At 64.3% G+C, this 23,989-nt stretch carries 20 protein-coding genes; 8 read left to right on the top strand and 12 right to left on the bottom strand.

Going from position 1 to position 23,989, the window contains the following annotated elements:
- The first annotated feature begins 31 nt into the window (after positions 1-31).
- Entirely contained in the window at positions 32-2,377 is a 2,346-nt protein-coding gene (locus A8V01_RS10920) for a ribonuclease R family protein (RefSeq protein WP_103095876.1), read from the top strand.
- A gap of 54 nt (positions 2,378-2,431) precedes the next feature.
- Here the strand turns inward: A8V01_RS10920 and A8V01_RS10915 are convergent, their stop codons facing one another.
- Positions 2,432-2,887 (bottom strand): universal stress protein, encoded by a 456-nt coding sequence (locus A8V01_RS10915; RefSeq protein ID WP_103095875.1) that lies wholly within the window; start codon positions 2,885-2,887, stop codon positions 2,432-2,434.
- Positions 2,888-3,059: 172 nt separating this feature from the next.
- Between A8V01_RS10915 and A8V01_RS10910 the strand changes: the two genes are divergently transcribed.
- Genes A8V01_RS10910 through lpdA form a run of 4 tightly spaced genes read left to right on the top strand, consistent with a single transcriptional unit; the run spans position 3,060 to position 6,581 of the window.
- The gene (locus tag A8V01_RS10910; protein WP_103095926.1) at positions 3,060-4,376 is read left to right on the top strand and encodes a pyruvate dehydrogenase complex dihydrolipoamide acetyltransferase; all 1,317 of its coding nucleotides are present in this window, start codon (positions 3,060-3,062) and stop codon (positions 4,374-4,376) included.
- Between the two features lies 1 nt (position 4,377).
- Complete coding sequence (locus tag A8V01_RS10905) at positions 4,378-4,779, top strand: acyl-CoA thioesterase (protein WP_103095874.1); 402 nt, start codon at positions 4,378-4,380, stop codon at positions 4,777-4,779.
- Between the two features lies 1 nt (position 4,780).
- Positions 4,781-5,161 (top strand): acyl-CoA thioesterase, encoded by a 381-nt coding sequence (locus A8V01_RS10900; RefSeq protein WP_103095873.1) that lies wholly within the window; start codon positions 4,781-4,783, stop codon positions 5,159-5,161.
- Positions 5,162-5,165: 4 nt separating this feature from the next.
- A complete protein-coding gene (gene lpdA, locus A8V01_RS10895) occupies positions 5,166-6,581 on the top strand; it encodes a dihydrolipoyl dehydrogenase (protein WP_103095872.1) in 1,416 nt (471 codons plus the stop codon).
- A gap of 75 nt (positions 6,582-6,656) precedes the next feature.
- On the opposite strand, the gene A8V01_RS10890 is transcribed toward lpdA, so the two are convergent.
- Together A8V01_RS10890 and A8V01_RS10885 are read right to left on the bottom strand one after the other, a co-directional pair.
- Positions 6,657-6,974 carry a PilZ domain-containing protein gene (locus tag A8V01_RS10890; protein ID WP_103095871.1) on the bottom strand — a complete coding sequence of 106 codons (318 nt, stop codon included), beginning with the start codon at positions 6,972-6,974 and terminating at the stop codon, positions 6,657-6,659.
- Between the two features lie 58 nt (positions 6,975-7,032).
- The gene (locus A8V01_RS10885) at positions 7,033-7,536 is read right to left on the bottom strand and encodes a GNAT family N-acetyltransferase (RefSeq protein WP_103095925.1); all 504 of its coding nucleotides are present in this window, start codon (positions 7,534-7,536) and stop codon (positions 7,033-7,035) included.
- A gap of 212 nt (positions 7,537-7,748) precedes the next feature.
- On the opposite strand from A8V01_RS10885, the gene acs reads away from it, so the two are divergent.
- Positions 7,749-9,698, top strand: a complete 1,950-nt coding sequence (gene acs / locus A8V01_RS10880; RefSeq protein ID WP_103095870.1) for an acetate--CoA ligase — start codon at positions 7,749-7,751, stop codon at positions 9,696-9,698.
- 142 nt (positions 9,699-9,840) lie between these two features.
- Entirely contained in the window at positions 9,841-10,200 is a 360-nt protein-coding gene (locus A8V01_RS10875; protein WP_146037236.1) for a hypothetical protein, read from the top strand.
- A 60-nt stretch (positions 10,201-10,260) separates the two neighbouring features.
- Here A8V01_RS10875 and ligD read toward each other — a convergent pair whose 3' ends face one another.
- The 9 genes from ligD to xylB all read right to left on the bottom strand — a co-directional run bounded on the left by ligD (position 10,261) and on the right by xylB (position 22,444).
- Positions 10,261-12,777: a DNA ligase D gene (gene ligD / locus A8V01_RS10870; RefSeq protein ID WP_103095868.1), complete on the bottom strand. Its 2,517-nt coding sequence runs from the start codon at positions 12,775-12,777 to the stop codon at positions 10,261-10,263.
- Positions 12,774-13,271, bottom strand: a complete 498-nt coding sequence (locus tag A8V01_RS10865) for an MgtC/SapB family protein (RefSeq protein WP_103095867.1) — start codon at positions 13,269-13,271, stop codon at positions 12,774-12,776. Before A8V01_RS10865 ends, ligD begins: the two co-directional genes overlap by 4 nt.
- Positions 13,272-13,274: 3 nt before the next feature.
- Positions 13,275-14,150: a non-homologous end joining protein Ku gene (ku, locus tag A8V01_RS10860; RefSeq protein ID WP_103095866.1), complete on the bottom strand. Its 876-nt coding sequence runs from the start codon at positions 14,148-14,150 to the stop codon at positions 13,275-13,277.
- Positions 14,151-14,322: 172 nt separating this feature from the next.
- Complete coding sequence (locus A8V01_RS10855; protein WP_103095865.1) at positions 14,323-16,650, bottom strand: xanthine dehydrogenase family protein molybdopterin-binding subunit; 2,328 nt, start codon at positions 16,648-16,650, stop codon at positions 14,323-14,325.
- Positions 16,647-17,624 carry an FAD binding domain-containing protein gene (locus A8V01_RS10850; protein WP_103095864.1) on the bottom strand — a complete coding sequence of 326 codons (978 nt, stop codon included), beginning with the start codon at positions 17,622-17,624 and terminating at the stop codon, positions 16,647-16,649. The genes A8V01_RS10855 and A8V01_RS10850 overlap by 4 nt, the downstream gene beginning before the upstream one ends.
- Positions 17,621-18,148: a 2Fe-2S iron-sulfur cluster-binding protein gene (locus A8V01_RS10845; RefSeq protein WP_103095863.1), complete on the bottom strand. Its 528-nt coding sequence runs from the start codon at positions 18,146-18,148 to the stop codon at positions 17,621-17,623. The genes A8V01_RS10850 and A8V01_RS10845 overlap by 4 nt, the downstream gene beginning before the upstream one ends.
- Positions 18,149-18,300: 152 nt before the next feature.
- Positions 18,301-19,998: a thiamine pyrophosphate-binding protein gene (locus A8V01_RS10840; RefSeq protein WP_103095862.1), complete on the bottom strand. Its 1,698-nt coding sequence runs from the start codon at positions 19,996-19,998 to the stop codon at positions 18,301-18,303.
- 39 nt (positions 19,999-20,037) lie between these two features.
- Entirely contained in the window at positions 20,038-20,796 is a 759-nt protein-coding gene (gene budC / locus A8V01_RS10835) for a meso-2,3-butanediol dehydrogenase (protein WP_103095924.1), read from the bottom strand.
- A gap of 181 nt (positions 20,797-20,977) precedes the next feature.
- On the bottom strand, positions 20,978-22,444 hold the full coding sequence (gene xylB / locus A8V01_RS10830; RefSeq protein ID WP_103095861.1) for a xylulokinase: 1,467 nt from the start codon (positions 22,442-22,444) through the stop codon (positions 20,978-20,980).
- 150 nt (positions 22,445-22,594) lie between these two features.
- Here xylB and A8V01_RS10825 point away from each other — a divergent pair, with 150 nt between their 5' ends.
- Positions 22,595-23,974 carry a sugar porter family MFS transporter gene (locus tag A8V01_RS10825; protein WP_245892422.1) on the top strand — a complete coding sequence of 460 codons (1,380 nt, stop codon included), beginning with the start codon at positions 22,595-22,597 and terminating at the stop codon, positions 23,972-23,974.
- The last annotated feature ends 15 nt before the right edge of the window (positions 23,975-23,989 follow it).

Raw genomic sequence — 23,989 nt, 5'->3', positions numbered from 1 at the left:
ATTGCGCGGCGGCAGCGGGCATTTGCGGGCAATGCCTTTCGACAAACGTCCCGCACATAATCGACCCGCCCGCAACGGGTCTTCAGGCAGCCGCTCATCCGGCAGCAGGTCATCGGGCGCGCGCCCCGCACCGGGCCTGCCCACTCGGAAGCAGATCCTCGACTTCATCCAGAACTCGACGGAACCGGCCGGCAAGCGCGAGATTTCCCGCCACTTCGGCCTCAAGGGCAATGAGAAGATCCAGCTCAAGGCCCTGCTGAAAGACATGGCCGAAGAAGGGCTGATCGACGGCAAGCGCACCGCCTTCCACAAGATGGGCGGCTTGCCCAAGGTCACCGTCCTGCGCGTGGTCGACATCGACGAGGGCGAGGCGATCGCCGTGCCCGACACCTGGCAGCCAGAGGATGGCACACCGCCGCCGCGCATCCGCCTGGTCGAAAAGGGCCTTGGAAAAAGAGGGGGGGGAAGCGCTCTGCGCAAAGGTGACCGTGTGCTTTCGCGGACCGAGGAAAGCGCCACCGGCTGGCGCGCCTTCCCGATGAAGAAGCTGGAACTGCGCTCCGAACAGATTCTGGGCGTCGTCGAGATCGACGGCGGCGGCAAGCCCTGGCTGGCGCCGGTCGACAAGCGCATCCGCAACTCTTCGCCGATTTCCGATCTGGGCGAGGCGAAAGCGGGTGAACTGGTGCTGGGCGTTCCTATCGGCCGTTCGGCGCGGCCTTCGGTCAAGGTGACCGAAGTGCTGGGCGAACCGCTGGCGCCCAAGTCGTTCAGCCTGATCGCGATCCACAAGCACGGCATTCCCAACCACTTCACCGAAGAGAATATCGCGGAAGCCGAGACGGCGGCAAAGCTGCCGCTCAGCCCCGATCATCGCGAAGACCTGCGGCACCTGCCGATCGTGGCGATCGACCCTTCGGACGCGCGCGACCATGACGATGCGATCTGGGCGCAGCCCGACGGGCAGGGCGGGTTCGACGCTCTTGTCGCGATTGCAGACGTTTCGTTTTACGTGCGCCCCGGCGGCCAGATCGACCGCGAGGCGCGGCGGCGGGGCAACTCGGTCTACTTCCCCGACCGCGTCGTGCCGATGCTGCCCGAAGTGCTCAGCGCCGATGTATGCTCGTTGCGCTCCGGCGAGGACCGCGCGGCGATGGCCTGCCACCTCAAGATCGATGCAGAGGGCAAGATCACCGACTGGCGCTTCACCCGCGCGATCGTGCGAATCGATGAGGTGATCGCCTACGAGGAAGCGCAGTCGCGCATCGACGAAGGCCGGGCGCAGGAACACCTGACCAACCTATGGGCTGCGTGGAAGGCGCTGGCCACCGCGCGCGCGAACCGCGACCCGCTGGAACTCGAACTGCCCGAGCGCCGCGTGAAGCTGGACGAGAAGGGCCGCATCACCGAGATCGCCATTCGCGAACGGCTCGACGCGCATCGCGTGGTCGAAGACTTCATGATCGCGGCCAATGTCGCCGCTGCCAAGGCGCTGGAGGCCAAGGTCGCGCCCGTCGTATACCGCATCCACGAGACGCCAAGCCGTGAAAAGCTGATGGCGCTCAAGGACTATCTGGCGACCTTCGGCAAGAAGCTGGCGATGGGGCAGGTGATCACGCCCAGCCTGTTCAACCGCATGCTCAAGGACGTGACCGACGAGACGGAAAAGGCGCTGATCATGGAAGCGGTGCTGCGCAGCCAGACGCAGGCCTACTACGGTCCGGCCAATGCAGGGCACTTCGGGCTTGCGCTGGCGTCGTATGCGCACTTCACATCGCCGATCCGGCGCTATGCCGACCTTCTGGTGCATCGCGCGCTGGTCGATGCCTATGGGCTGGAGCAGTCCAAGCCCCAAGCAGACATTCCGGCGCTGTCAGGTCTGTCTGATCGGGATCGCGAAGACCTTGGCCGCGTCAGCGACGCGATCAGCCAGGCTGAACGCCGTGCGATGGAAGCCGAGCGTGAAACCATCGACCGCTACGTCGCCGCATGGCTGGCAAGCCGGGTGGGGGAAGTGTTCGACACCCGCATTACCGGCGTCCAGAAATTCGGCTTCTTCGCCACGATCGTCGGCCTTGGCGGCGACGGTCTGGTCCCCGTTTCCACGCTGGGGGACGAGCGCTTTACGTACGACGAAAAGGCGCAGGTGCTGGTTGGCGATGAAACCGGCACGACCTTCTCGATCGGCCAGATCCTCAAGCTGCGACTGGCAGAAGCCAATCCGCTGACCGGCGCGCTCAAGTACGAACTGCCCGAGGGCGGCGGCCGGATCGAGCCGCGCGGCAACAAGCCGATGCTCAAGCACAAGGGCAAGTATGCCGTCGGTCAGCGCGGCCGTCCGAAGAACATCCGGCATCAGGGCCGCGGCAAGCGGTAAGGGGCATTAGGGGGGCGTTGTGTGCCCCCCTCCCTTGAGTGCTTTTATGTGCGCTTAGCTCAGCCGTTCGATCGCTTCTGCGTCAAGGCCACCGGGCACCACGAAGACCGGACAAGTCATGTGCGCCATGCCCGCCCCGGTAAAGTGCGCGACCATGGGGCCCGGCCCGCCTTCTTTCGCCGCGCCGAGGACCAGCGCTGAAACCTCGGGATGTTCCTCAAGGTACTTGCGCACGATCTTGATGTCTTCTCCCATGTGAACGGAGATGACCGGCATCTTTGCGCCTTGCGACAAAAGGTTTCCGGCGGCAGCGGTAACCAGCGTTTCCGCGCGGGCGCGTGCTTCCTCCTCGATGGTTGCCTGGACCCCCGCGAAGGCATTGAACGGCTGCGGCGGGACCAGCGCCAGAAGGTGCAGGGCACCGTCTGTCTTGGCCGCGCGGCGCGCCGCGAACTGCAGTGCGACGAGGGCTTCCTCGCTCTCGTCGACGATCACAAGATAGATGCGCATTGGTTGTACCCTCTCCAACGGGCTTATCGATACGCGATGGCTGCAACACAAGCCACCACCGTTGCGAAAAAAGAAACTGCAAGGCGCTTGAACGCAACGCTCAAGGCGTCCAAGGAAGGGGCCAATGCCCGTCAGCGGCCTCCCTACGGACAATAAGGAACGCGAAGTTTCCATGCCCATCGAGATCAAGATGCCCGCCCTGTCGCCCACCATGGAAGAGGGTAAACTGGCCAAATGGCTGGTCAAGGAAGGCGACACCGTTTCCTCCGGCGACATCATGGCCGAAATCGAAACCGACAAGGCCACCATGGAATTCGAAGCCGTCGATGAAGGCGTGATCGGCAAGATCAGCGTCGCCGAAGGCACCGAAGGCGTGAAGGTCGGCACCGTCATCGCCGTGCTGGTCGAAGAGGGAGAGGACGCTTCGGCGATCGACGCCCCCAAGGCCGCAGCGCCCAAGGCTGCCGCGAAGGAAGAAGCGCCGAAGACCGAAGCCCCCAAGGCTGAAAGCAAGCCCGCCCCCGCTGCCGCGCCCAAGGCTGCCGCTTCGGGCGACCGCGTCGTCGCCACCCCGCTCGCCAAGCGCATCGCCGATGCCAAGGGCGTGGACCTTTCGGGCGTGACCGGCTCCGGCCCGAACGGCCGCATCGTCAAGGCAGACGTCGAAGCCGCACAGGGCGGTTCCGCCAAGAAGGCTGCTCCGGCCCCCGCCGCTTCGGCTCCGGCGGCAGCACCCGTCGCGGCGGCTTCGTCGGTCGAAATGGCTGACGAGACCCGCGCTCTGCTTGATGCCCGCGTGCCGCACTCGGTCGAAAAGCTGTCGGGCATGCGCAAGACCATCGCCCGCCGCCTTGCCCAGTCGAAGCAGGAAGCGCCGCACATCTACCTCAGCGTCGACGTTCAGCTCGACAAGCTGCTGGAACTGCGCTCGCAGATCAACGCCACGCTGGAGAAGCAGGGCGTGAAGGTCTCGGTCAACGACATGCTGGTCAAGGCGCTCGGCATGGCGCTGGTCGCGGTGCCTGAATGCAACGTGACCTTCGCCGGCAACGAACTGATCAAGTACGAGCGCGCCGATATCTCGGTTGCCGTCTCGATCCCCGGTGGCCTCATTACTCCGATCGTCACCGCCGCCAACGAGAAGTCGTTCTCGGCGATCGCCAAGGCGACCAAGGATCTCGCCAGCCGTGCCAAGGAAGGCAAGCTCAAGCCTGAAGAGTATCAGGGCGGCACCGCCTCTATCTCGAACATGGGCATGATGGGCATCAAGTCGTTCTCGGCCGTGATCAACCCGCCGCAGTCGACCATCCTCGCCATTGGCGCAGGCGACAAGCGTCCCTGGGTCATGCCAGACGGGTCGCTGGGAGTGGCGACGGTTATGAGTGCGACGGGCAGCTTCGATCATCGTGCGGTAGACGGCGCCGACGGCGCGCGCCTGATGGCCGCGTTCCGCGAGTTCGTCGAGAACCCGCTGAGCATGATCGCCTGATATGGAGCATGAGGCCGGAGAGTTGGTCATTCGCGTCACCGCGATGCCCACCGACCTCAATCCCTATGGTGGCGTTTTCGGGGGCTGGCTGATGAGCCAGCTGGCCCTTGGCGCCGCCTCGCTGGTCACCCGCCGCACCGGCCACAAGGCCGTGGTGGTGGGCGCGACCGACTTTACGTTTCCCGGCGTCATGCTCGTGGGTGATGAACTCAACGTCTATGCGAGCGTGCAGAGAACGGGGCGCACATCGATGACGATCGCCACGCGCGGCTTCGGCCGCGCGCGGGCGAGCGAGCATCAGGTGGAAGTCGCCACCGGGCTGTTCACGTTCGTGACGCTGGATGAAAACGACAGGCCCAGAGCCATTGGAGGCGCAGCCGCGCCGGCCTCGGAGATAGTTTGAAATGGCGGAAGAGTACCGCGAACCCGTCATCCGCATCACCGCCATGCCCGCAGACGCCAATGCTTATGGCGATATCTTCGGTGGCTGGCTGATGAGCCTGATGGACATGGGCGCCGGGCTGATCGCGGCGCGTCATTCGCATGGCCGTGCCGTCACCATCGCCATGGACGGCATGCAGTTCCACAAGCCGGTCAAGGTGGGTGACGAGGTCAGCGTTTACGGACAACTCAGGAAGGTGGGCCGTTCCTCGATGACCATTGCGGTCGAGGCATGGCGGCGCCACCGGCATGAAGAAGAACAGGTGCAGGTCACGCAGGCGACCTTCACCTTCGTTGCGATAGACGACGCGGGCAGGCCCCGCGCAATCGAGCAGGAGAGCTAATTCAGTGGCTGATACTTACGACGTCATCGTTCTCGGTTCCGGTCCCGGCGGCTATGTCGCGGCCATCCGCAGTGCGCAGCTGGGCCTGAAGACCGCCATCGTCGAGCGTGAACTGCTCGGCGGCATCTGCCTCAACTGGGGCTGCATCCCGACCAAGGCGCTGCTGCGCTCGGCCGAAGTGCTGCACCACATGAAGCACGCCAAGGACTATGGCCTTGCGGCGGAGAACATCACCGCCGACCTCGACGCCATCGTCAAGCGTTCGCGCGGCGTTGCCAAGCAGCTCAATCAGGGCGTCACGCACCTGATGAAGAAGAACAAGATCACCGTGCACATGGGCACCGGCAAGCTGGTCGCGCCGGGCAAGCTGGAAGTAACCGGCGACAAGGGCACCGAGACCCTTTCGGCCAAGCACATCATCATCGCCACCGGCGCCCGTGCGCGAGAACTGCCCGGCGCCAAGTCGGACGGCAACCGCATCTGGACCTACCGCCATGCGATGACGCCCAAGGAAATGCCGACAAAGCTGCTGGTCCTTGGATCGGGCGCGATTGGTATCGAGTTTGCCAGCTTCTACAACGACATGGGCGTTGATGTTACGGTCGTCGAGATGATGGACCGCATCGTGCCGGTCGAGGACAAGGACGTGTCGGCGTTCCTTGAAAAGGCGCTGACCAAGCAGGGGATGAAGATCCTCACCGGAGCCAAGGCCAGCGACGTCAAGGCATCGGACAAGGGCGTCTCGGTCAAGATCACGCCCAAGGGCGGCAAGGAAGAGACGCAGGAATTCAGCCACGTCATCGTCGCCATCGGCATCGTGCCGAACGTCGAGAACATCGGTCTGGAAGAACTCAAGATCGAGCCCGACGAGAAGTTCTTCGTCAAGGTGGACGACTATGGCCGCACCAACGTACCGGGCGTCTGGGCCATCGGCGACTGCGTGAAGGGCCCGTGGCTGGCGCACAAGGCCAGCCATGAAGGCGTCACCACGGCGGAATCGATCGCCAAGGAACTGGGCAACAAGGACGTGCATCCGCACGCTCTGGACCGTCGCAACATTCCGGGCTGCACGTACTGCCACCCGCAGATCGCGTCGGTCGGCCTCACCGAAGCCAAGGCGAAGGAAGAGGGCTACGAGGTCAAGGCCGGCACCTTCCCGTTCATCGGCAACGGCAAGGCGATCGCGCTGGGCGAGCCGGAAGGCTTCGTGAAGACCGTGTTCGATGCGAAGACCGGCGAACTGCTGGGCGCGCACATGATCGGCGCAGAAGTTACCGAGATGATCCAGGGCTACGTCGTCGGCAAGACACTTGAGACGACCGAGGCGGAACTGATGAACACCGTGTTCCCGCACCCGACGATCTCGGAAACGATGCACGAAGCGACGCTGGCCGCTTACGGACGCGCGATCCACATCTGACGCGCGGCGTCGGAACCGGAATTGAAAAGGGCGGGTCGAAAGGCCCGCCCTTTTTGATGTCAGGCGACGGTAATGTCAGCCTGACGCGCGCACGATATGTTCGAACACCGCGATATGAAGAGGCTCGGCGAACTCGCACCCGATCGCGCCTTCCCGCATCCAGCATATGCGGGCGCTAAGAAGGTGGAGGCCGGGAATACGGATGCGCAACGGTACTTCCGTGCGTGCATCGGGAAGCTGGGCGATACGGAACCCTCCCGGCGACAGGTCTTCAAGCCTTGCCTGCTTCCAGGGCCGGGTTCCCTGCCGCACGTCGCACAGGATCGATACGCCGACCCTTGCGGAGCGGGACGTCCTGTTGCCTGACGGATCTGTACTCAGGGAATCGCGCATGGGGTCTCCTAAGGGGGAAACCCCATGCCTCGATAAAGGTTACCGGCCGGTTAGCTGATCAGCGGAAGGTTTTTTCCAGCACGACAAGGGCAGGGTCCGCGGCAAATGGTTCGGGCATGAAGCCTTTTTCGCGCTCAAGCCCGATCGCGGCGTGATTGTCGCGGCTTTCTATCGAGATTGCGCGCCGGCATCCGCGCGCTTTTGCCTGCGCCGAGAGATAGTCCAGCATGGCCCAGCCGATGCCCTTGCCGCGGTGATTGCCACAGACCGAGATCGCGATTTCCCCGGTGTCGAGCGGACCGTCACAGGCAAGCAGGCCCGAGGCGACGATCTGCCCGCTGGCACGGTTGATGCCCACCCAGGATTCGGTGCGGAAGTGATCCGCATGGACAAGCGGCTCAAGCAGCACGGGTCCGACATGATCGGTAGCAGACAGGAACCGGAAGCGGCGGTCTTCATCGGTCACGCGGTCGAAGAAGTCGGTCAGGGCCGGTGCATCGCCTTCGGTTGCCGGGCGCACGTCAAGGTCGATGCCCGAACGGGTAGGGAGAGTGACGATCATGGCAGAAACACCTTTCGATTGAACGGCGCCTTCATGGCCCACAACCGTTCGAAGCACCTTGATCGAGATCACATCGCCCGCCATCTTCAGGGAAACCGGCACATGGGCCGGAGCGCTGTTTGACTATGGTCCAACATGATCGCCCCCGCCCATTGTGCTACGCAACATCGAGGCCGGAAGAGCCCGGTCCGACAATACGAGAGGAAAATCGAATGGCCGAGTCCGTCTATCCCGTTCCCGCCCAGTGGAGCCGGACTGCGCTTGTCGACGATGCCCGCTACCAGGAGATGTACGCGCGCTCGGTGTCCGATCCGGACGCCTTCTGGCGGGAAGAAGCCCAGCGCCTGGACTGGATCAGGCCGTTCAGCGTGGTGAAGCAGACCAGCTTTCACGAAGAGGATTTCGGCATTTCCTGGTTCACCGACGGCACGCTGAACCTTGCCGCCAACTGCCTTGATCGTCATCTGGCGGAGCGCGGCGATCAGGTTGCGATCCTCTGGGAACCGGACAGCCCCTCCAATCCGGAACGCCGCATCACGTATCGTCAGTTGCACGAGGATGTTTGTCGGTTCGCCAATCTGCTGAAAGCGCGCGGCGTCAGGAAAGGTGAACGGGTAACCATCTATCTGCCGATGGTGCCGGAAGCGGCCGTGGCCATGCTTGCCTGCGCGCGCATCGGCGCGATTCATTCGATCGTCTTCGCCGGTTTTTCGCCCGATGCACTGGCCAATCGCATTCAGGACTGCGACAGCAGGATCGTCCTGACCGCCGACGCAGGACTGCGCGGCGGCAAGAAGGTTCCCCTAAAGGCCAATGTCGACGAAGCGCTGGAGCATTGCCCCGGCGTCGACAGCGTGATCGTCCTGGCGCACACCGGCACGCCTGTCCCCATGGTGGAGGACCGCGATGTCGATTGGGCGTCCGCTGTGGCGCAACAGGACGCCGAGTGCCCCGTTCAGGAGATGAACGCCGAAGACCCGCTGTTCATTCTCTACACTTCAGGATCGACCGGAAAGCCCAAGGGCGTTCTGCATACCACGGGGGGCTATTCGGTATGGGCATCGATGACGCACGAATACGTGTTCGATTACCGTCCCGGGCAAATCTACTGGTGCGCCGCTGACATCGGCTGGGTGACCGGTCACAGCTATGCTGTCTACGGCCCGCTGATGAACGGTGCGACAACCGTTATGTTCGAGGGCGTGCCGAACTTCCCCGATCCCAGCCGGTTCTGGCAGATCGTCGACAAGTTCGGGGTAGAGATTTTCTACGGCGCGCCGACCGCGCTGCGTGCTCTCATGCGTGAAGGCAACGACTGGGTGCAGAAGACCAGCCGGAAGTCGCTGCGCCTGCTCGGTTCGGTGGGCGAACCCATCAATCCGGAAGCTTGGGCGTGGTATCATGAAGTGGTGGGCGAAGGGCGGTGCCCGATCGTCGATACTTGGTGGCAGACCGAAACCGGTGGCGTCATGATCTCGCCTCTGCCGGGCGCCACCGCGCTCAAGCCGGGTTCCGCTACGCGTCCAATGTTTGGCGTGCAACCGCGCCTCCTCGATAACGACGGCCACGAGATCGAGGGGGCCGGCGATGGTTGCCTCGTCATCGTCGATAGCTGGCCGGGCCAGATGCGCACCGTCTGGGGCGATCACGAGCGTTTCTTCCAGACCTATTTCAGCACTTTCAAAGGCAGCTACTTCACTGGCGATGGCTGCCGCCGCGATGAGGATGGATACTACTGGATCACCGGCCGCATCGACGATGTCATCAACGTGTCCGGGCATCGCATGGGAACCGCCGAAATCGAAAGCGCGCTCGTTGCCCATCAAAAGGTCGCGGAAGCCGCGGTGGTCGGCATGCCGCATGAAATCAAAGGGCAGGGCATCTATGCATTCGTGACCTGCAACAGCGAGGTCGAGCCTGACGAAGCCTTGCGCAAGGAACTGATTGCATGGGTTCGCCACGAAATCGGTCCGATCGCGACGCCTGATGTGATCCAGTTCGCTCCGGGGCTGCCCAAGACCCGGTCGGGCAAGATCATGCGTCGCATTCTGCGCAAGATCGGTGAAAACGACGTGTCGAACCTGGGCGACACTTCGACGCTGGCCGACCCTTCGGTTGTCGACAACCTGCTGGCGAATCGTCCCCAGCCAGTCAGCGCCTGATCGTCAAGACGCAAGAGCCCGCGCCTTGTGCGCGGGCCCTTCAAGATGAGCCTAAAACCTTCGAAGGTCAGACCGTCCTTGACCGACAGGCAGCGCCACGTAACCTGATGCCTTACGTCCATTTCAGGATACCGGGGCACCAATGAAACTCTTTCCAGCGGCAGCGGCACTTTGCCTTGTAGCGTTCCCCTTGTCTCCGGTCGTAGCGCAGACCGCGACATGCTACCGCCTTGGCAATGTTTCCAGCTGCGGCATTCGGCAAGGCACTGTGGGCGACAACCCGGCAGAGCAGCGATACTCCTCCTTCAACGAAGTCGAACGCCTGCGCGACAAGAACGAAGCGCGCGAAGAAGTGCGCAAGGAGCAGAGCCTGAGGGAAGAAGTCGGTAGTCAGATCGCGGAGGGTCAATGCGCAGAGGCCCGGAAAACCGCTCTTCGTGCTGGCGACTTCGAACTGGCGGACAAGGCTGCGGGTATGTGCGAAAGGCAGGGCCACCGCTAAACTTGCCGGTTATTTCAATTGGCGGACAGGCTGGAATTTTGAAGCAGCATCTGCATGTGATCAGACCATGGGCAGGGCTTGGTCGGCGAACCCCCATCCTCGCAGATTCTCGGCATGTTCCATTAGGACGGTCGCATCACTGATCGAGAATGGGTGGGCGTTACTCATCTGGCCGAGCTCATCCCAGTTCACTGGCACCGCGACCGGGGCACCGTCGCGTGATCGCGCGGAATAGGGCAGCACGGCGGTGGCCCCTCGCTGGTTGCGCAGCCAGTCGATGAAGATGCGGCCCTTACGCCTGGCCTTGCTCATCGTCGCGACATAGCGGTCGGGCTCGGCAAGGCTCATAGCTTCGGCGAAGCGGCGGGCGAAGTCCTTGTGGGTGTCCCAGTCGTGCCCACGCTTCAGCGGTACGACGACATGGACGCCCTTGCCGCCGGACAGCATTGCGAAGGTCACTAGCCCGAGGTCGGCAAGTCGGGCGCGGATGTCGCCGGCGGCCCGGACGCATGCCTTGAAGTCCAGCCCCTCGTCGGGATCGAGGTCGAAGATCATGCGATCGGGATGTTCCACATCGTCGATCCGTGACGCCCAGGCGTGGAACTCGATCGTGCCCATCTGCACACAGGACAGCAGGCCCTCGGCATCGCGCAGGTAGAGGTAGTCCTCCGCGCCGCCGTCTTTTTCGCGGATCGGCACGTGATGGACGTGATCGCCGAACGTGCCGCTATCATGCTTCTGGAAGAAGCATTTCTTTGCCCGGCCCTGCGGACAGCGCACGAGGCTGATCGGCCGGTTCGCCACGAACGGCAGCATCAGCGGCGCGACGGCGGCGTAGTAATCCGCGAGGTCGCCTTTGGTGTCGCTGCTTTCAGGGAAGATCACACGCTCGCGGTTGCTGATTGTCACGGCGATCGCGGCCTGTGGCGTGGGCTGCGCTTTCTCCGGCTTCACCGCCTGGGCCTTCTTGTCGCTCCTCAGGCCAAGAAAGCTGCCATGGCGCACGCGGCCCTCGGCGGTCAGTTCAGCGAAGGCGACTTCCGCCACCAGCTTCGGAGTGACCCAGCGCGCGCCGCGTGCCTCTGCCTTGTCGACGTCCAGCGGCGGTGTCTTGCGCGCCAGCTTCTCAAGCCTTCCCGCCATGTCGGCAAGATCCTCCGCGTCAAAGCCGGTGCCCACCTTGCCGCGATAGACAAGCGTCTTGCCCTCGTATTGCCCCAGCAGCAGCGAGGAGAATGGCCGAGCCTTTGCGTTCGACTTCGCCCATCCCACGATGACGAACTCCTGCCGCCGGGTGCATTTGACCTTCACCCAGTCCTTCGTGCGGCGGCCCCGATAGGGGGCGTCTATGCGCTTGGCGATGATCCCTTCCTGTCCGGCGCCGCACATCGCATCGTAGAGCGTCTCGCCCGCGCCGATCACATGGTCCGCGACGAAGACGGGCGGCATGGCATCCGCCAGCAGCGCCTCCAGCCGTTCCTTGCGTTCGATGTTGGGCATCGCCGCAAGATCCTCGTCCTCCAGTTCGAGGAGATCGAAGGCGTGGAATTCCAGGGGCTGATCTGCGCCCTGGCTGCCCTTGCCGCGCTTGAGTACGGCCTGGAGGCTGGAGAAATCGGGGTTGCCCTGCGCCCCGCGCGCGATGATCTCGCCGTCGATCAGGCAGGGCGGCAGGTCCAGCGCGGCGATATGTGCGACAAGCGGGGCGAACTTGTCCGTCCAGTCGAGGCCGCTGCGGGTATGGACGACGATCCTGTTCCCCGCTGCGGCGATAAGCGCGCGGTAACCGTCGAACTTGATCTCGTGCATCCACAAGTTGCCGGTGGGCACGGTATCGACCAGCGTGGCTAGCTGGACGGGGCGGAATTTCGGCGGCTTGCCCGAGCCTTTGCGGGAGGGGCGCTTCTGCCGCGCGTTGCGGGAGGCGGCCTTCTCCATGACGTGCGCAAAGGCATCGCCCTTCTTGCCCTTTAGCGAAAGGGTGCCGCTCTTGTCGGTTTCGATCTCGGCCATGGTGCGGCCGGTGAGGACGCTGGTCAGGCCCTGTTCGACGAGGACATCGCCGGCCTGAGCATGGGCATCCTGCACCTTGCGCAGCAGCCAGTTCTCGCGCTTTTCTCCCGGCCGGGGCTTCATGCGCACGAGCAGCCATTCGCCCTTCATCCGCTCGCCATCGAGCGTGAAGTGGAGGTGGCCGTCTTCGATGTCCTTCACGCTTTTGCCCGCGATCGGTGCCCAGGTGCCTCGATCCCAGAGCATCACCGTACCGCCGCCGTATTCGCCCTTCGGGATGCCGCCTTCGAACGCGCCGTAGGACAGCGGGTGGTCCTCAGTGCGCACGGCAAGGCGCTTGTCTTCGGGATCGGCGCTCGGTCCCCGGGTCACCGCCCAGGACTTGAGCACGCCATCGACTTCGAGACGGAAATCCCAGTGCAACCGCCGTGCCGCATGCTTCTGCACGACGAAAGCGTTGCCGCCGTTCTTTCCGCGTTTTCCCGCTGGCTCAGCGGTCTTCGCGAAGTCGCGCTTGCGGTTGTATTCGGCAAGAACCTCCGTGCCAGAGCCGCGCTTGTTCATGGGTCGTCCTTCCCTCGCGCCCCGATACGTCGATCGCGACTCCATTCCCCTTCGATCAAGGTCAGCAGCGTGAGCATCAACACACTGGCAAGCACGCACACGGCGACAAGCGGCCAAAGGCCGGCCCCGCAGGCCACGCCGATGACAGCAGTCAGCCATAAATGAGCGGCGGTGGTCAGGTTATGCAGCTTGCCGCGGGCAAAAACGATCAAGCCGGCACCGAGAAAGCCGACAAACGCGCCGGTCGCTTCAAAAATCCGCAGCGGATCCATGCGGGATTCGCCATCGCTGTCGAACTGAAGATACAGCGCCACTACCGCGACGGTCATTGCGGCGGCCGAAACGCAGATGAGACCATGCGTACGCAGCCCTGCCGCATGACCGCGCATTTCGCGGTCTAGACCCAGTAGTGGACCAAGCACCGCCGCCGCCCCGATACGCCACAACAGTTCGGCATCCACGGCGGTCACGGGGATAGGCGCATTGAGCTCCATCGCTCAGGCACGCTTGCGGGTACGGGGGCCACCAGAGGCTGCTGGCTTCTTCGCCGCAGGCTTGCGTGAGCTCGATTTTGCGCTGCTCTTGCCGTCCCCGACCGACTTCTTGAGCGCCGCCATCAAGTCGATGACGTTGCCCTTGCCGCCGGCCGGTTCCTCCACATCCTCCAGAATGCGCTTGTTGCTCTTCGACTTGGCCTTCTTGTCGATCAGGCGGTGGAGCGCATCGACATAGCGGTCGTGGAACTCTGCGGGTTTGAACGGCGCGGTCTTCTTGTCGATCAGCGTCGTCGCAAGGTCGAGCAGGTCTGTATCGGGCTTGGCATCCTCGATGTCGCGGAAGTAGCCCTGCGCCTTGTGGACCTCGTCGGCATAGCGCAGCACTTCCATCACCAGCCCCCGCCCGCAGGGCTTGATCGAGACTAGCTGCTCGCGCCCGCGAACCGCCAACTGGCCGAGGCCAACCTTGCGCGTCTTGCGCAACGCTTCGCGCAACACCGTATAGGCTTCCTCCGCCAGATCGTCCGCAGGGACGACGAAGTAGGGCTTTTCGTAATAGAGCACGTCGATCTCGTCGGCATCGACGAACTGGACAAGTTCCAGCGTCTTGCGGCTCTCGATCTTGACCGCCTCGATCTCCTCCTCGTCGAGCAGGACATAGCTGCCCTTGGAGACTTCGAAACCCTTGATGATCTCATCGCGGTCCACGGGTCCGACGCCGGGAGCGACTTTCTCGTAGCGGATGCGCTTGCCGCTGGGCTCATGGATCTGGTGAAAGGAAATCGCCGCACCCGATCGCGTTGCCGGATAGACCTCGATCGGGATCGAGACGAGCGCCAGACGAATTTGGCCTTTCCAGTATGCGCGTGCGGGCATTAGCAGGCTCCTTCCTCCGCATCACAAGCCGGGAGCGGGCAGGTGGTTCCCGGTGGCATTACGGAGCTGCGCGCGACATGGCTTTGGAGAGTTGGCCGAAGGGATTCGCCATGCTGTGGCCATCGATCGACACACCTTCACGCCGGTGGAAGATTATCGACCGGGCCCTGTGCTACAGCAGCTTGTCGAGCGTGATCGGCAGGTCGCGCACCCGTTTTCCCGTCGCATTGTAGATTGCGTTGGCGACCGCTGCCGCCGTGCCGGTGATGCCGATCTCGCCGATGCCGCGCGCACCCATCGGTGTGTGCGGGTCGGGGATGTCGGTCCAGATTACGTCGATCTCGGGCACATCCATGTGGACCGGTACATGGTATGCGGACAGGCTGGGGTTCATCACCCGGCCATTGCGCTCGTCGATCTGGCTTTCTTCCATCAGCGCAAGGCCCAGCCCCATGATGATGCCGCCGCGAAACTGGCTGGTCGCCGTCTTGGGGTTGAGAATGCGCCCGCAGTCGAAAGAGCCGAGGAAGCGGCTGACGCGCGGTTCGCCTGTGATCGCATTGACGCGCGCCTCGCAGAACATCGCCGCATGGCTGTGCATCGACCAGTGCATGAGTTCGAGCGGCGGCGGACCTTCGCCGACCACCTCTATGCTGTTTTGACCCGCGCGGGCGAGGATCGAGGCGTATGTCTCGTGGCGTTCCGGATCGTCACGCTTGCACAGGCCGGAATCCCGGCACGCCACGTGGTCGGGCTTCAGACCTGCCAGCGGGGAATCGTTGCCGATGATGCCCAGCAGTTCCTTGATGAGTAGGCGGTGCGCCGCGATAACGGCCGCGCCGATGGCGGCGGTCTGCTGCGATCCTCCCGCCAGCACCGGGCCGGGAAGCGTGGAGGCACCGTACTCGAAATCCACCGCCTCAATCGGCAGCCCGAGCCGTTCAGCGGTGACCTGCACTTGCGCGGTGGCCGTGCCCATGCCCATTTCGTGCGCGGCGATTCCCACGCTGGCGCCTTTCGGCGTGAGGGTAAGTCGGGCCGCGCCGCCGGGCATTCGGTAATAGGGATATGTCCCCTTGGCGCAGCCCATGCCGATGAGCCATTCGCCTTCGCGCCGGCTGGCGGGCACCACACTGCGACGTTCCCACCCAAACGCCTGTGCACCTGCGCGCCAGGCATCGACGATACGGCGCGAGGAAAACGGCAGGCCGTTCAGGGGATCGACCTCGGGTTCGTTGCGGATGCGCAGTTCAATGGGATCGATGTTCAGCGCCTCGGCCAGTTCATCCATCGCCGATTCCAGCGCGAATGTGCCCACCGACTCGCCCGGCGCGCGCATGAAGGTATTGGCCAGCAGGTCCAGTTCAACCGTATGCACATCGAGTTCGATCGTCTCGGCGGCATAGGAACTGCGCGCGGCGAGGATGAACGGCTCGGGCATGACGTTCGAGGGCGTCTTCGCGGTGAGGCCGCGCTGGATCAGCGCCTTCAACCTGCCGTCCGCATCTGCGCCGAGGCTGACCTGCTGCTCGGTCAGCGAGCGACCGCCCACCAGTCGGTACACGCCTTCGCGTGACAGGACGAGCCGCACCGGGCGGCCGCAAAGCTGCGCGGCGGCGGCGGCCAGAACATGGTGCTGCCACATGCACTTGCCGCCAAAACCTCCACCGACGTAAGGCGAGGTGACGATCACCTTGTCCTCGGGAATGCCGAACATCTGCCCGAGCGACCAGGCCGTATGACTGACAAGTTGAGAGGCATCGTGAATGCGCAGGACATCGTCCTGCCACGTCACGGTTACGGCATGCAGTTCGATGGCGTTGTGATTGTGGCGCGGGGTCCGGTATGTCGCATCGATGCGCACCGCCGACGCATCGAGCGCAGCCTTGGCCTTGCCCTTTTCATCGTGGAGCGGCTGCCCCATGAACATCGCAGGCCGTGCATTGGCGCGGGCGTCCTCGAACGCCGTGACGGCAGGAGCGCTTTCATAAGTCACATCGACCAGAGACGCGGCGTGATTGGCCTGTTCCTGCGTTTGAGCCAGCACGACGGCGACGGGCTGGCCGTTCCAGTGGACCTGATCGTCCTGCATCACCGGCAGGCTGTCCCCGCCGGCCGCCTTAGGGTCGGACATGAAGGCAGGCGGCGGCGCGAGGCGGGGCGCATTGCGGTATGTCATCACCTCGACCACGCCATCGGCCGCCAGCGCGCGAACGGTGTCGAGCCTCACGATGCGGCCCTTTGCGATCGTACTGAAGACGATGGCTGCATAGACCATATCCGACATCGGAAAATCGGCGGCGAAACGGGCCGTGCCGGAGACCTTGAGCGGCCCGTCGATTCTCGACACCGCACGGCCCAGATGGCCATGCTGCCGGCCGATCAGCGGATCGGGCACACCCCCCGGAACCCAGTTGTCGGGCGCCAGTGCGACGGCTTTGGCCATCAGGCTCTGCGCCATGCCCTGGGCGAGACCCTTGGCGTCCTTGGCGATGCTCATGCCGGGTCTCCCGTCAGTTCATCAAGCACGGCGACGATGGTGCGACGGGCGAGTTCGATCTTGAAGCCATTGTCCCGCAACGCTTGGGCATGGCTCAGTTCGGCATCGGCGGCAGCAGCGAACGCAACTTTGCCGATCGGGCCGCCGCGCAGAACGTCCTCGGCGCGGTAGGCTCGCCAGGGCCGGGGCGCAACACCGCCAAGCGCAAGTCGCACGTCCCGGATATGCCCGTCCGCCAAGTCGATCGCGCCCGCGACCGAAACCAAAGCGAAGGCATAGCTCGAACGGTCCCGCACCTTGCGATAGGTGGAACGGGGGAGGGCCGGCGGCAGAGAGATGCCTGTAACGAGTTCTCCCGGTTCGAGCACGGTTTCGATATCAGGATGGTCGCCCGGCAGCCGGTGCAGTTCGGTCAGCGCGATTTGCCGTTCGCCTTTGGAGGTGCGCGTGTGGACAACGGCATCAAGCGACGCCAGCGCGACGGCCATGTCCGACGGGTGTACCGCGACACACGCATCCGAAGCACCAAGGATCGCGTGGTTCCGGTTGAAGCCGCCGAGCGCGTCGCAGCCCTGTCCCGGCTGACGCTTGTTGCAGCGCGATCCGCTCTCGTCGTAGAAATAGGCACAGCGGGTACGTTGGAGCAGATTGCCGCCGGCCGTCGCCATGTTGCGGATCTGGGCGCTGGCACCGGCAAGGATCGCGCGGGCAAGCACGGGGTAGCGCTGCCTGACGAGGGGATGCGCCGCGATAGCAGTGTTTCGCGTACCGGCGCCGATCATCAGGCCGCCGTTCTCGGTCTCCTCGACACCGACGGCAAGCCCGGACACGTCCACCAACTTTTCGGGACGCTCGATCGTCTCTCGCATCAAATCGACGAGATTGGTGCCGCCGCCCAGATACGTCGCTCCGGTCGTGGCCTGCAGTACGGCGTCCTGGGCGTCGACGGCACGGGCGTAGCGCAGCGGGGTCATTCCGCTGCCTCGGTTGCCCGCTCTGGCAACGGGGCTAAAGTCGTCGCTATGGCATCGATGATCCCATTATGCGCGCCGCAGCGGCACAGGTTCCCACTCATCCTCTCGCGAAGTTCCTCATGGCTGAACGGCATATCCGCGGCATCGAGATCATCAGTTACATGGCTTGGGACGCCGCGCCGGATTTCATCCGCCATGCCGATCGCGGAGCAAATCTGGCCGGGGGTGCAATAGCCGCACTGGAAGCCGTCATGGTCTATGAATGCCTGCTGGAGCGGGTGCAGATCGGTGGCTGAACCGACGCCCTCTATCGTGGTGATGGAGCGCCCGTCGTATTGTACCGCCAGTGCAAGGCATGACAGGATACGTTCGCCGTCCGCCAGAACCGTGCAGGCGCCGCAGGCACCCTGATCGCAGCCCTTCTTCGTGCCATGCAGGTGGAGCTGCTCGCGCAGGAAATCCAGCAGGGAAACGCGGGGGTCGCCGGGGACTTCGGCAGGCATTCCATTGACGACGATGCTCATCGGACGAACCTCCTGATGCTGGATGCGCCTGATGACGGAAAGGCACCCATCTATAATGCAATCAGTGCCTCCGCGTGCCGGCAGCGCGCCATGGTGGTGGTGCCTTAAGGCAAAGCGATAAGCTGCACCGTTTTTGAGCGCACCCCGTCCCTTCAGTTCCGCCGGGTCAGCGCGCCGAACGCCTGCTTGACCTTGGAGATGCCGAAGCGCAGCGCCTGACCGGGATCGATATGCGGCATCGCGGGTATCTCGTCGGGATTGACGACAGCATGGAGGATCGCCGGGCCGGGTTCGGCCAGCCACGCGTCCACGGCGACGGTCAGTTCGTGCGGCTTCCTCGCCGTAAACCCGCGCGCGCCGCAGGCCTGCGCAAAAGCGGCGAAATCGAGGTTTGGGAACGATGCGCCTTCGCTCGGCGGCACGCCCGCGCCCTCCATTTCGAGGTGGACGAGACCCCATGCGCTGTTGTCGTAGACCACCACCTTAACCGGCAGCTTGTGCTCCACCGCAGTCATGAATTCGCCCAGCAGCATGGTGAAGCCGCCGTCGCCCGCATGGAGAATCACCTGCCGCGCGGTATCGAGTGCCTGAACGCCGTTGGCGATGCCCATCCCGGTGCCGACGGCGGCATTGTTGAACGAGCCGGTAATCTGCTGTCGGCCGCTCTGGCGCAGCCAGTTCGCCGCCCACAGCGTCACCTCGCCGGTATCCGTCACCCACACCGCGTCCTCGGCGGCACGATCGCTAACCGCGCGCGCGACGGCCTGAGGATGGAGTATGTCGGGCGTTCGATCGAGCGCGGCCTTTTCGTCCAGCATTGCGTCCCACTTCGCGCGGTCGGCATTCACCGTATCGAGAAAGGCGGTGTCGCTGCGCTGCGGCAAGGCGTCGAGCAGCATGCGCAAGGCCGGGCGCACCGATCCGACTATGCCCAGGGCAACCGGCGTGCGGCGACCCAGCGCGAAAGCGCGCTCGTCGATCTGCACCACGCACGTCTTGGTGGGGAGGAATTCGGAATAGGGGTAGTCGGTCCCCAGCATCAGCATGAGGTCCGCCTTGTGCAAAGCGTCTACGCCGGGCCGCCCGCCGATCAGGCCGATGCCGCCGATCCAGCGCGGATCGTCGTAAGGCAGAATATCCTTGCCGCGATAGGTATGCATCAGCGGTGCGTTCAGACGGTCTGAGAGCGCTTTCAGCTCCTCCGCTGCGCCGTGGCAGCCAAAGCCGCACAGGACGGCCACGGTCTTTGCCTCGCCTATCATCTGCGCCAGAGCGGCGATGTCGGTCGGTGCCGGTGCGATTTCAGGCCGGGGGCGCAGGGTGGCAATGCTCGGTACCGGCGCGGAAACTTTCGCGGCGAAAACCTCGGGCGGGATCGAGATATGCGCGACGCCTCGCTCGCCATACGCATGCGCGATCGCCTGCTGGATCACCGCCGCTGCCTGATCGGGCGAGGCGATGATCTCGCTGTAAACGCCGACATCGCGGAACAGCGCGACCGGATCGTCCTCCTGCAGGTAGTCGCTGCCGCGCTTGGCCGTGGCGACGCCGCCCGAGATGGCAAGGACCGGCGCGTGGTCCTTGCGCGCCTCGTAAAGCCCGGCGACGAGGTGGTTGGCCCCCGGCCCTGTAGTGCCGCAGCATACGCCGAGGCGTCCGGTGACTTTGGCCTGCCCGGCAGCGGCGAGCGCGGCGCCTTCCTCATGGCGCACGCCGATCCAGCGGACCTTGTCCTGGCGGCGGATCGCATCCGTGAACGGATTGAGCGCATCGCCGACGATGCCGAAGACCTGATGGGCGCCGATCTCGTCAAGCGTGGCGACAAGCAGTTCGGCTACGGTGAGGGACATGGGTTTACTCCTGCGGATAACGGGAAAGCTGTGCGTGGATCAGGCGGGCTGGCCGTTCGACGCGGAAATCCCCGCATCGACGGCAAGGATCGCGCCCGTCACCAGCGCCGCATCTTCTGATGCGAGGAAGGCGACGGGACCGGCAATGTCCTCTGCCTTTGCATGCTTGCCCAGCGCCGAGCGCTCGTGGAATTTCGCGATCAGCTCTTCGTCGTCCAGCATGTCCCTGGTCAGGTCGCTTTCGGTAAGGGCGGGAGCGACGGCATTGACGCGAATGCCGAACTTGCCGAGGTCTAGCGCCAGCGCGCGGGTGAAATTGACGACTGCACCCTTCGCGGCATTGTAGGCCGTCATGTCCCAGTCGCCTCCGGTGCCGGAAACCGAAGCGGTGTGAACGATGCAGCCCTTGCTCGCTTTCAGGTACGGCAACGCCAGCTGCGCGCAATGGAAGGGGCCATCAACGTCGATCGCCATCGTCTGGCGCCAGTCCTCGGGCGTGGTGTCCTCGAAGGATTTCATCACCGCAATGCCGGCGTTTGAATGCAGAACGTCGATCCCGCCGAACTTCGCGACGGTTTCCTCCACCATGCGCGCCACGTCATCGCGCGAGGACACGTCGGCGACGCATACGAGGGTGCGGGCCGGATCGAGATCGGCAGCGACTGCCTCCAGCTTATCGCGGGTACGGGCAACGAGCGTGACGTTGGCGCCCTCCTGCGAGAAACGCCGGGCGCAGGCAGCGCCGATACCCGAACTGGAGCCGGTGACGATGACGGTCTTGCCGTTGAAACGGTTCATGAGAAGGGTGTCCTTGTTGCGGGGCGCAGGGGCGCGTGTCGTGAAGGAGGGCGGCGCCTTGACGGGACCGCCGCCGGGCTTTGCCGGTTTCGAGATTTCAACCCCTGCGCCTGCAACGAGGTTCCTTGCGTTGACCTGATCCGCCATTGCGCCCAGCGAAACGGCCTTGCTCCAATTCCGGTCAGTCGCGGAGATCCGAGGGCATGTCGTGAATCCAGTGATCCTTCAGCGCAGTGTAGAGCGCCCGGAAACGCGGCTGATGTTCGGCCATGCGGGCGGCCAGCCGTGCTTCGGGTTCGATACGAGAGATTTCGGGGCCTGCGGCTGGGCAGGTGTCTACACCATCGATCGCCATCCTTGCCAGGTGCGCTGCGCCAAGCGCCGGCCCGACAGCGGCATTGGCGCGCCAGACTAGCGGACGGCCAAGGGCTGCCGCTATGATCTGGCCCCACACCATCGATCGCGAGCCGCCACCCGCCATCGCCAGTTCGCCTATGGCATCTCCGCCGGCTTCCAGCGCGTCGAGACCATCGCGCAGCCCCATCGCGACCCCTTCGAGCACCGCCTTCGCCAGATCGGCGCGCGTCGTTGCCGAGGTCATTCCGAACCATACCCCTTGCGCATCCGGATCGGGGTGGGGAGAGCGTTCGCCCGACAGGTAAGGCAGGAAGATCACACCGGGCTGGACCGATGCCTCTTCTGCCTGCGCCAACAGCGCGGCGACGTCGGGAAAGGCCAGCACTCGGGCCGCCCAGTCGAGGCACGCGGCGGCTGAGAGCATGACCGTCATGCGGTGCCAGGTATCGGGAAGGGCATGCGCGAAGGCGTGGATGCCGCGCGATACATCGGGCTGGAAACCGTTGGAGACGCTGAAGATCACCCCTGACGTTCCCAGTGAGAGGAAAGCCTCGCCGGGATGGGTGACGCCAAGGCCGATCGCGCCGGCAGCGTTGTCGCCTGCGCCGCCGGCCACGGGCACCCGTTCCATGCCCCAACGCTCCGCAATCTTAGCGGTCAGCCGCCCGGCCGGAGCGCTGCCCTCGACAAGCCCCGGCATCGCCGCGCGCGACAGGCCGCAGGCGTCCAGCATGGCATCCGACCAGTCACGCGCGCCGACATCGAGCCACAGGGTTCCGCTGGCGTCCGACATGTCGGACAGCTTCTCACCCGTCATCATCAGGCGCAGCCAGTCCTTGGGCAACAGCACGGTGCGGATGGCGGCGAAGACTTCGGGTTCGTGCCGTGCCAGCCATAGCAGCTTGGGCGCTGTGAACCCGGCCACCACCGGATTTCCGGTAATCGTATGGGTACGCGGTTCAAGTTCAAGAAGCTGCGCGCACTGCGGACCGGCGCGCCCGTCATTCCACAGGATCGCCGGGCGCAGGACCTTGTCAGAAGCGTCGAGGACGACTGCCCCGTGCATCTGGCCGGACAGACCGATCGCCCGTACTTTCCGCCGTAGCGCCGGATCGAGCGCGGCGACGGCCCGTTCGGTGGCGCTCCACCAGTCGGACGGGGACTGCTCCGACCACAAGGGATGAAGACGCGATACCGAGAGCGGGATCACGGCCTGCTCGACGACCGCTCCACCGTCGTCAGCCAGTACCGCCTTGACGCCCGAAGTGCCGATGTCGATCCCCAGGTACATGCCGTCTCCTCTTGGTGGTGGGCATCATATTGAACGCACGAGGGAGCAAGCCGGGCGCAAGTGCGTTGGAAAGCCGTTGGAAATACCCGGCCCCGTGCCGCCGAGAACCGCAGATCAGCCCGCGAACGCACAGGGAAAGGCAGCTCACAGATGGCAATCGCGCCCGTATCGAAATCGACCCCTGGCGCTCAGGAACCTTCACTGCTCAATCGCGGGCTGCTGGCCTGCATCGCGACGACGGCACTGGCTGGCCTGCTGTTCGGCTTCGATACGGCCGTCATCTCGGGGACCACGGAGTCCCTGCGGCGGACTTATGCACTCGATGATTTCTGGCTGGGCATCACCGTTTCCTCGGCGCTGTGGGGAACGCTGGTCGGAGCGCTGACGGCGGGCATCCCCGGTGATCGGTTCGGCAGTCGCAACACCTTGCGCATTCTGGCCGTGTTCTACGTGGTCGGCGGACTTGGCTGCGCGCTGGCGTGGGACTGGACCTCGCTGGTGCTGTTCCGTGTCGTGGCCGGGCTGGCCGTGGGCGGTTCCTCGGCGCTGGCGCCGGTCTATATCGCAGAGATCGCGCCGCCTTCACGGCGCGGCAGCCTCGTCGCCTCGTTCCAGTTCATGGTGATCTTCGGCATTCTCGCCGCCTATGTCTCGAACGCGGTGATTGCCGGCATGGAGTTCGGCGCGGACGACTGGCGCTGGAAGTTCGGCGTCTCGGCGCTGCCGGCCGCGATCTTCCTCGTGCTGCTGCTGCGTATCCCCAACAGCCCGCGCTGGCTGCTGACCAAGGGGCGCGATGCCGAGGCGGGCCGGGCGTTTGCCCATGTTGGCCTCACCGAACAGGCCGCATCGGCCGAAATCGCTGTCGTTCGCTCTACTCTTGGCCAGCAACCTAGCGGGGAAGCGCTGTCCTGGACGCGGCATCGCAAGCCGATCCTGCTGGCGTTCATGGTGGCGGCATTCAACCAGCTGTCGGGCATCAACGCGCTTCTGTATTATCTGAACGAAATCTTTGCGAAAGCGGGGGGCAGCCTGTCTCCCGATGTGCAGGCGATCATCATCGGCGTGGTGAACGCGGTCTTCACCGCATTGGGGATGGCGCTGATCGACCGTCTGGGAAGGCGCACGCTGCTCTTGATCGGGTCGGCGGGCATGGCATCGTGCCTTGTGGTTGCGGGGCTGGCGATGAGCGCCATCCTGCCGGGCTGGATGGTCCTGCCCGCCCTGATCGGCTTCATCGCCTTCTTCGCGCCGAGTACCGGCGCGGTGATCTGGGTCTATATATCCGAGGTTTTCCCGACCGCAGTGCGCAGCCGTGGCAGCGCCATCGGCGCATCCACGCATTGGGGTTTCGATGCGGTAATCGCCGCGGCTTTCCCGATGATCGCTGCGGTTTCGGTCGGCCTGCCGTTCTATTTCTTCGCTGTCATGATGGCCCTGCAGTTCTGCCTGGTGCTGTTCTATTTTCCCGAAACGAAGGGCGTCTCGCTCGAAGAGATGGAACGCAGGCTGGGCGTCACTATGGAGTGACAGGGCTGCGGGGAG

Origin of the sequence: Novosphingobium guangzhouense, from assembly GCF_002896965.1 — a bacterium.
Classification (GTDB): domain Bacteria; phylum Pseudomonadota; class Alphaproteobacteria; order Sphingomonadales; family Sphingomonadaceae; genus Novosphingobium; species Novosphingobium guangzhouense.
The sequence above is the reverse complement of the archived record's forward strand: the minus strand, read 5'-3'. Positions and strand labels throughout refer to the sequence as shown.